The organism is Robinsoniella sp. (assembly GCF_034124845.1).
This window is the reverse complement of sequence record NZ_JAWYAJ010000503.1, coordinates 1-9,134: the sequence shown is the minus strand read 5'-3', so window position 1 is coordinate 9,134 and position 9,134 is coordinate 1. Positions and strand designations below refer to the sequence as shown.

At 41.0% G+C, this 9,134-nt stretch carries 7 protein-coding genes; 5 read left to right on the top strand and 2 right to left on the bottom strand.

Annotation, left to right across the window (positions count from 1 at the left end):
• A partial coding sequence (locus tag ACH2DQ_RS24940) for a sugar-binding domain-containing protein (RefSeq protein WP_395028600.1) occupies positions 1 to 571 on the top strand: 571 nt, incomplete at its 5' end.
• Between the two features lie 84 nt (positions 572 to 655).
• On the opposite strand, the gene ACH2DQ_RS24935 is transcribed toward ACH2DQ_RS24940, so the two are convergent.
• Entirely contained in the window at positions 656 to 2,194 is a 1,539-nt protein-coding gene (locus tag ACH2DQ_RS24935; protein ID WP_394912627.1) for a response regulator, read from the bottom strand.
• Positions 2,169 to 3,914: a sensor histidine kinase gene (locus ACH2DQ_RS24930; protein WP_394912628.1), complete on the bottom strand. Its 1,746-nt coding sequence runs from the start codon at positions 3,912 to 3,914 to the stop codon at positions 2,169 to 2,171. Before ACH2DQ_RS24930 ends, ACH2DQ_RS24935 begins: the two co-directional genes overlap by 26 nt.
• A 523-nt stretch (positions 3,915 to 4,437) precedes the next feature.
• Here ACH2DQ_RS24930 and ACH2DQ_RS24925 point away from each other — a divergent pair.
• From ACH2DQ_RS24925 to ACH2DQ_RS24910, 4 genes are all read left to right on the top strand, one after another.
• Complete coding sequence (locus ACH2DQ_RS24925) at positions 4,438 to 5,754, top strand: ABC transporter substrate-binding protein (protein ID WP_394912629.1); 1,317 nt, start codon at positions 4,438 to 4,440, stop codon at positions 5,752 to 5,754.
• A gap of 34 nt (positions 5,755 to 5,788) precedes the next feature.
• Positions 5,789 to 6,694, top strand: a complete 906-nt coding sequence (locus ACH2DQ_RS24920) for a carbohydrate ABC transporter permease (RefSeq protein WP_394912630.1) — start codon at positions 5,789 to 5,791, stop codon at positions 6,692 to 6,694.
• The gene (locus ACH2DQ_RS24915) at positions 6,675 to 7,514 is read left to right on the top strand and encodes a carbohydrate ABC transporter permease (protein ID WP_394912631.1); all 840 of its coding nucleotides are present in this window, start codon (positions 6,675 to 6,677) and stop codon (positions 7,512 to 7,514) included. Before ACH2DQ_RS24920 ends, ACH2DQ_RS24915 begins: the two co-directional genes overlap by 20 nt.
• Positions 7,515 to 7,525: 11 nt before the next feature.
• Positions 7,526 to 9,134: glycoside hydrolase family 2 protein (locus ACH2DQ_RS24910; protein ID WP_395028599.1), on the top strand; the 1,609-nt coding region annotated here is incomplete at its 3' end.

The following is a 9,134-nucleotide window of genomic DNA, read 5'->3' as shown; positions in this document are numbered from 1 at the left end:
AAAGTATGAGGTTAAAAATGGATTGCAAAATGCTGATGCTTATGCAGATGAAAAGGCGACAGAGCACACAGTCGGGACGATCATCTTTGATCGGTTGGAGTTGGAAAAGTTCTGTCCAAATGAGGAGGGGGAAGTATCTTTCTTACGAAGCGGATTCCAAAAATGGGGAGAACCAATTGCAATTAAAGAGCTTTGGCCGTGGAATGAACTGGACAGCAGGCTGAAGAAATTTGTGGGAAGAGGAATTTATCATGGTACGATTCTACTGGAGAAGAAAGAAGCTGGACAGAGATTAATTCTAAAGCTGGGGGATGTGTGTGATACCTTTCAAGTGTGGGTGAATAATAAGAAAGCAGATTTCCCTGATCAGGTTATGAAAGAAGTAGAAGTGACAAATTTGATTGAGGAAGGTGAAAATAAACTGCGGGTTATTGTGAATAGTAATCTCTATAATCAGTTGCTTAAAGAAGGTATGGTATGGAAGGGCAATGCAATACCATATACAGAGAAAAAATATGGTATCTGTGAGACGGAAGAGAAGCCGGTTTGTCTAGTATCGTCTCAAATTTGACTTCTTTATTAGGATTCTTGTGAAGTAGTACAGAAGGGTGCTGCCACACCTGGTTTTCATACCAGGGTGGGCAGCACCCTGAATTTATTGGGCAGAATGATCGCTCTCAGAATTGTGACCACTTTTTTTAATATGCTCCGTGTAGTAATATTTTGCACTGCACCCTGCTATTTTATTGAAATATGCGGAAAAGTATTTGTAATTCTTATAGCCCACTTTTTCTGCAATTTCATAATATTTATAATCTGTTTTCTCAATCAGTTCTTTTGCTTTTTCGATCCGGAGGATATGCAGATACTCTGTAAAAGAGTGGGTGGTCTCCCGCTTGAATATACGGCAAAGATATCCCGGTGATAAAAATACAGCGTTTGCAACATCTTCCAGATGAAGGTCTTCCGTAAAGTGTTTCTTCATATATGTAATGGCATCCGATACGACTTTGGTACAATTATTAGATGGTTCCGGAAAAGCCAGTGTCCGAAGCTGCTCAATAATTTCCAGCGGTGTTTCCAGTGCCCAGATAAATTCCTTCATTTTGTCAAATTCCAGATCTGTATTTTGTATAGAGGCAATTACCACTACAATATGCATGACGGATTCCAGAAAGACACTTCTCAGTACCAGATGGTGTTCCATATAATTATAGTAAGAAGACAATGATGCCATAAATTGATGCTGGTCACGGTTAATAATACTGCGGATAATCTGTGCTTCATGATTATATGGGATATTCGGATCATTTACAGTGATTTCCCTGGTGGGTTCGATCATCTGGTATGCAGATTTACTCCAGAAGCAATTTTCCAGTGTCTGGTTTAGTATTTCATATGCCATAGGCAAAAAGGTAAAGGAAGTAATGGAATTCATAATGGTAATGAAATTCCCAAACAGTATTGGCTGGATGCCTGGGAGTATCTGCTCAAATACCTGGCAGGTCAGATCCTTTTTTGAAGTATTCAGGATCAGTATGACATTTTTCTGGTCATCGAAAAAGCAGATGGGGTTAAAATCTGCAAAATAAAACAGTAACTGTCCAAGGATGTAATTTTCATCGTCAAAATTTACTTTAAACAGACCGACACTCAGGGGAAGGGAGTCAGTATTGCCCCCTAAATCAGTATATTTTCTGCAAAAATGTGAGTATGAAATCTGCTTGCGGATAAAGCGAAGTAACAGGCTTGACTTTAACAGGGGTTGGTTTTCCGTATAGATCTGCTGTATATGATTCAGTTTTTCCGTATGGTCCTTATAAGCAGCGGTCTCATCCCGGATTCTGATCACCGTTTCTAATATTTTTTCACTGCATGCGCTTTTGATCAGAAAAGCACTTACTTTAAAGTTGATTGCTTTTAATAGATTTTCTTCACTGCCAAATGCTGTCAATATGATAATTTTAGTATTCGGCAGAACGGAATGTAACTTTTCTGCCAGTTCCAGTCCATTCATAACGGGCATCTGAATATCGGCTAAAACAATGTCCGGGCGCTGCTGCAGGGACACTTCAAAGGCCTCCTGGCCGTTTGCAGCCTCGATCACTGTAAAACCATTATCTTCCCAGGGAATGGTATAGATCATTCCTTTACGGATAAAGTCCTCATCATCCACAATCAGTATTTTTGTCATCGTTTTCCTCTCCTTCAATTGGTTGATTGATCCTGAACACGCTGAAATCCCCATCTAAATAGTAGGTAAGCGAATAGGGGGCACCATACTTCAGCTGCAGCCGTTCCATGATATTCTTTAGAGCAAACCCTTTCAGGGCAGGCTTTTTGGAATTCAGGAGGCTGGTAATTTCATCCGGATTAATAGGGGTTCCGTTATTGGCAACCTCGTAGATAAGATCATGACCGGACTGGAATATATGAATATGGATCATGCCGTTGGGGTAGCTGGACAAACCATGGTGAAGTGCATTTTCCACAAGGGGCTGCAGGAGAAAACTTAAAACCTGGAAACCCTTTAAATCATCATTACATTTTACATCAAACAGAATCTTGCCATTATGTCTGATTTCCTGGATCACGATGTAACAGGTAAGGTGCTTCAGCTCATCAAATAAAGTAACTTTATCCTTTGTTTTCGCCGAGAGGGTCATCTGCATCATCTGTGATAAATTGGAAACCATGAAGCTCACTTTTTCTGATTCCCCCAGCTTTGCCATCCAGTATATGGTATCCAAGGTGTTATAAAGAAAGTGGGGATTGATCTGGGTTTCCAGGACATCCAACTGTGACTGTTTTAGTTTTAATTCCCCCAGATACACTTTATTATAGAGTGTTTCCAACTGTCCCGCCATATTGTTAAAACGATCTGACAGCATAGAGATTTCATGGCAGCCTTCGATATCAGCACGGCTGGCAAAATTCTCTGTTGTCAGGTTCGTCATTTTTTCACCAAGTGTCTCAAGGGGAATGGTGATCTTTTTGGAAAAATAAAATGACAGCATGAACGATAAAAGCATTACGGCGGTAGAAGCCATAAGCATACTTGGCCAGAATGCGTGCTTGACTTCGGAGATGATGTGAGGGGCTGCAATGCTGTATAGTATCAGCCCGTTTGACAGCAGATGCTGTGAGATAATACAGTTATTCTGTATGGTGCTTTGATTATCAGCCTCAGCCTTTTCTTTTAACGCTTCATATGTAAAAGAAAATTTTTTATAGAGCGTGTCCGACTCACCGGTATTCGCTTCTACAAGCAGGTCATTGTTGGGTGTGATTAAAAAATAGGAGGTCTCTTCATTTTGCAGATGATTGTTCATTTTCGACGACACATAGGATAAACTCAGCCGGAGTTTTATATATCCGGCATACTCGGAAAAATCTGTGGGGTTTCTGAAGCGCCGCAGTAAAAATATGGATTGCTCATCCGTGGGGAAATCCCAGAAAGGAAGCAAGTCGTGTTTGCGGACATTTTCATAATCGGCCTCTGTATACTTCACCGTATTGTCTGTAATGATATAGTCACCGTCTTCCCGGTAAAGTCCTATACTTAAAATTCCTTCCCGATACCCATATGGGATTAAATTTCGCATATTTGAGCTTTTCTGTTTCTTCTTAAGAAAATCGGGGTTTGACCCCGGCATAGTTAGATATGTGCGCATAGAGTCTTCTGTTAAAGGCAAAAGAGTCAGGTCAGTTGCGTTTGTAAATAGGGTATCAAGGCTGTTTGCCATCTCCGTTATATTGCTGTTATATATGGTTTTAAGGTCATTTTGTGCATGGGATGTAAAAATAATATCCGCAATAATGACTAAGAGTATGAAAGGAATCAGCATTAATAAAACAAAGAGTACAAGTATCTGCCTGCGCATGGTAATCGGTCTTTTAATTTGCAGTTTCATAGATTATTCCCCCCCAGGATAAGTTATCTAATTATGAATTATACCATTATTTGAATAAAAATAAATCATTTTCCCATAAATTAGAGTGTGATTCCCACGCCCATCTTTCCGTGATTTTATTTATTGCTATAAAGTTGGTTTTTTCATCAGGGCGGAGATCACGGGGATGGTTTGTCCCCTTCTCTTTTCGCCTATTAACTTCCAATACAAAGCGTCATAAATCAGCACATCCACCCCAATATAATGCGTAATAGTGAGGCGCTTATAAACTCCGGATGACGTACCGGCTCAATGACAAGAATTGGGGATGTTTAGCAATATTTCGGGATATCATTTGACAGTAAAATCAGAATAGGGGTAAAGACTGCAAATTATAAGGATATTCATAATGAAAATACAGGTTTTAGAAGATCCGGGATCGTTGTAGAATAGTAATGTAATCAGACAGGCACCAGACAGCGAAAGCCTGATAGAGATGCCAAAACCAGTGGAACTTATGGATTGTTCGAAGGAGGAATGGAATATGAAAAAGAGATTAACAGCAGTAATTTTAGCAGCAGCAATGACAATTAGTTTATGCGCCTGCAATGGAAACAACGGTGAGGATTCAGGAAGCGGTAAAGGGATTGAGCTTACGGTTATGCATAATTTTACGGAAGAAGACCGGGCGACAAATAATCAGGGGGACGCCCATCTGACCATGTCGGAAGCCTGGCAGAAGGAACATCCGGATATCAAAGTGGACAGCCAGGTGATGTCTCATGATGATTACTCTACCAAGATCCAGGCACAGGCAGCCGTGAATGAACTGCCGGATATATTTATGGTGAAAGGCTCCTGGATGGATAACTTCATAGAGAATGACTTGCTGGCACCGGTAAATGAGTACCTTGATCAATATGAGCACAAAGATGACTATAAGCAGGGAGTTTTTGATGCGGCAACCAGGGACGGGAAGATCTATGGAATGACAGGGCAGCTGGCACTTTCAACGGTAGTTTTGTACAATGAAGAGTTATGGAAATCAATTGGGTATGATACGTTTCCGGATAATTGGGAGGATATTTATAAAGCTTCTGAGAAATTCCTGGAAAAAGGAATCCCGATGTTCGGAATGGGGAATCAGGACAAATGGCCGGCAGAATCCTATATCTTTTCAGGAATAGGTGATTTACACACCGGAAGTGAATGGACAGAAAGTATTATTAAGAACGATGGAAAAGCAAAGTTTACAGACCAGGCATTTGTGGACGCACTGGCGCACTTCCAGAAAATGGCGGAGGATAAACTCTTCAATGAAGATTTTAATACAATTAATGATGCACAGGGATTTGAACTGTATGGACAGAAAAAGGTGGCAGCTGTTATTAATGCTTCCTGGGGACTGGGAAATATAGCGTCATATGATGAAGAGGTGTTGAAAAATACCAAAGTTGCCATGCTGCCGAATCTGGATGGTTCCCAGCAACAGGATGTGACTGGGGGCTGCGGATGGTTTTGGAGTGTGAATAAAAAGCTTACGGGAGATAAGCTGAAAATGGCAATGGATTATATTATCTACCTGAACGGGTATGAGATGGCAGAATATGCTATGAAGGAATATGGTCTTGTAACGCCCATGAATGTGGATGATTCAGGCTTGTCCGGGCAGTCCCAGCTGGTGAAGGACTTTGTGGCATTGACAAAAGATAAGAATATTGTTCCGATTTATGATTTGCAGATGAATGCAGCGGTTATTGAGACCATGAATTCAGGATTACAGGAATTGTTAAACGGAACGAAAAAACCGGAGGAGCTTGCCGGGGAAATCCAGGCAGAACAGGACAATATCAAGAAATAGTTTCTCTAATCCAAGGATGAATGGTGGTGGAAGAATGAGCAATGGCTTAAAGTTAGAAAAACATAAAATATATTTGTATTTACTTCCAGGAGTGCTATGGTATGCAATTATTTTGTTTGTACCTATTGTATTGGCGTTCTATTATGGCTTTTTTGACTGGAACGGGGGAGTCAATAAGACCTTTATCGGTATCAAAAACTTTGTAGATGTGATTCAGGATAAAATTTTTATCAAATCCCTGATGAATAATATTTATCTGGTGGTTGTATGTCTGATTTTCCAGATTGGGCTGGCATTTATATTTGCGGTATTTTTGGGAAGCAGGCATGTAAAATTTAAGGGGTTCCACCGTACAATGTGCTATTTTCCATCCGTGCTTTCAGCAGTTATTGTAGGCTTTATCTGGAACTTGATTTATAACTACGAGTACGGGCTGCTCAATGCCATTCTCAAATTGGTGGGATTGGAAAGTAAAGCGCAGCCTTGGCTCAATAATCCGAAGATCATTATGCTGCTGGTGGCAATTCCAATCATCTGGCAATTTATAGGATACTATATGGTCATTATCCTCTCCGGTATGTCCTCCATTGATCCCCAGGTACTGGAAATGGCAGAGATAGACGGGGCAGTGGGCTGGAAAAAGGCAGTGCATATTACGGTTCCGCTGATAAAGAATACACTTATAGTTTGTATTACACTCTGTATTGCCGGAAATATGAAAGCGTTCGATATTATCTATGCAATGACATCAGGCGGTCCCGGGACCTCCAGCAGCGTTATGGCAATGTATGCCTATCAAACATCGTTTACTTCATACAAAATGGGATATGGCAGTGCGATGTCCATTGTGATCTTACTGGTAAGCCTGCTGTTTATTTTGGGCACACAGGTACCGCTTAACAGACTGACAGGAGGAAAAAATGATGACGAAAAAAAATAGACTTCATTTTATACATATCATTCCCAATGCTCTGCTGCTGATCTTTTCCGCTTCCTGTATTTTTCCTTTGGTCTGGCTGGTTTATTCTTCCTTTAAAACCAAGTCGGAATTTTATCAAAATCCCATTTCATTGCCCGCACATATAGATTTTTCCTACTATCAGGAGATCCTGGCAAACAGTAAATTTATGGTGTGGGTATGGAACAGTTTGCGAAATAGTCTGATTGCCTTGTTTTTCATCCTTCTGTTTGGGTTTGTGATTGGCTACCTGCTGTCCCGGTACAAATTTGCAGGGCGAAAATCTACCTATACCTTTTTTTTACTGGGGATGCTGATTCCGGTTCATGCAATCATGGTTCCCATGTATGTAATGTTTACAAAGTTACATCTTACAGACCAATGGTTCACTTTAGTTCTCCCCTATACGGCGATGGGGCTTCCGCTGGCAGTCTTTCTGGTGGAAAGCTATGTTAAGACTATCCCGGTGGAGGTAGAAGAAGCGGCAGCCATAGACGGATGCTCCAGGGAAAGAACGATTTTCTCAATTGTGCTGTTTATGTGTAAACCAATACTTGTGACCATTGGGATTATTCAGTTTTTTGGATCGTGGAATGAATTTACCTTTGCACTGATCCTGACAAATTCAGAAAAATATATGACACTTCCGGTTGGAATAGCATTATTTAAGGGGCAGTTTACCACGAATTATCCCAGAATGATGACTTCTATGTTATTAGCGATTTTACCTGCGATGATGGCTTATTTCATTTTTTCAAAACATATTATAAAAGGTATGGTTGCAGGTGCGGTGAAAGGGTAGGGTGAAAATAAATGAATATAACAAAATTAAATGATTTTTGGGCGCTCCATGAAGCGCCGCTGAGCTGGGACAGGCAATATCTGTCAGATATTAATAGACAGAAGGAAGGCTGGTATCAGTGTAAATTACCGGTGGATGTCCGCATGCCTCTGATGGATGCCGGAGTCATTAAGGAACCCTTAGAAGGAGATAACAGTTACGAATCCCAATGGATCGAAGAACGCTCCTGGTGGTTTGTAAAGCATTTCTCTTCCTCTGATATCAGGATGGATGCTGATGTCATAGAGTTAGTATTAGAAGGTCTGGATACTAACAGCGATATCTTTTTAAATGATCAGTATATCGGATCCCATCAAAATGTACATGTTCCGTTTATCTGCGAGATAAAAAGATTTCTGGTGAAAGGGGATAACAGACTCACGGTCCGCCTTACCAGTGGGCTTGAACATATATCCATACAAGATTTGGCTGAAATTGATTGTGCCGTTACCGCTGAAAGTGATTTTAGTGACAGTGACCGGGGTGACCACAGAAGGACAATGGTCAGACGACCCCAGTATAATATTGGCTGGGATTGGGGACCGCGGCTGGTTTCCATTGGAATTACCGGACAAGCATTAGTCAGAACTTATCATAAAATTGCCATTCGCGAAGTTGGAATAGAAACAAAAGAAATTAAGCGGGACGGGGAGAAAAACCAGGCATTGTTGAATGTCATGGTTAATGCAGAGAACTTAAATATCGTGGATACGGTAGATTGCGATCTGGAAATTGTAATCCGAAAGGATGGTAAAATTGCTGCAGGCAAAACGATTCCCAATATCCTGCTCACATCCGGTACGAATTATATCAACCAGGAGCTTTTATTAAATGAGGCTGAGCTTTGGTGGCCCGCCGGTTATGGAAGACAGCCCCTCTATCAGGTAGAAATAACGGCAAGGTGCAAAGATATGGTTGAAAGCTGGCCTGTTTTTCATTATGGAATAAGAAAAATCAGTATCGATACATCTGCTATGGAAGATGAAACCAGGAATTTTAAATTTATCGTGAATGAACAGGAGATATTCTGTAAGGGTGCAAATTGGATACCAAATGACTTTATCTATGCAAGAGTCACAGAGGAGAAGTACCACACCCTGCTGGAGGAGGCAATTGAGGCAAACTTCAATATGATTCGCATTTGGGGTGGTGGATTATATGAAAGAGAGCTGTTCTATGATCTCTGTGATGAGAAAGGCTTATTGGTCTGGCAGGACTTTATGCTGGCATGCGGCGCATACCCCGAGAGACAGGCCTGGTTCGAAAATGAAATACGTTCTGAATATACCTATCAGACAAAACGGCTGCGAACCCATTCCTGTATTGCCCTCTTTTGCGGCACGAATGAAAACCACTGGATTTTCTCCAATCCGGAATTCCTGGACAGATGGAAAATAAAGCCTTCTTATCAAAATCAATATGGTCTCTGGATACCGAATGTCCTGTCCAAGGAAGTGGTTTGGATGAACTGCCCCTATATACCCTATTGGAATAGTTCTCCATATGGCGGGAAGAATGCAAATGATTTAGACTGTGGAGATGCACATTTGTGGAGCCATGGATTTGTAAGCAATGATATCC

Coding starts and splice junctions, on each gene's coding strand:
- ACH2DQ_RS24935 (WP_394912627.1), bottom strand. CDS start 2,194: ATGACAAAAATACTGATTGTGGATGATGAGGACTTTATCCGTAAAGGA.
- ACH2DQ_RS24930 (WP_394912628.1), bottom strand. CDS start 3,914: ATGAAACTGCAAATTAAAAGACCGATTACCATGCGCAGGCAGATACTT.
- ACH2DQ_RS24915 (WP_394912631.1), top strand. CDS start 6,675: ATGATGACGAAAAAAAATAGACTTCATTTTATACATATCATTCCCAAT.
- ACH2DQ_RS24925 (WP_394912629.1), top strand. CDS start 4,438: ATGAAAAAGAGATTAACAGCAGTAATTTTAGCAGCAGCAATGACAATT.
- ACH2DQ_RS24920 (WP_394912630.1), top strand. CDS start 5,789: ATGAGCAATGGCTTAAAGTTAGAAAAACATAAAATATATTTGTATTTA.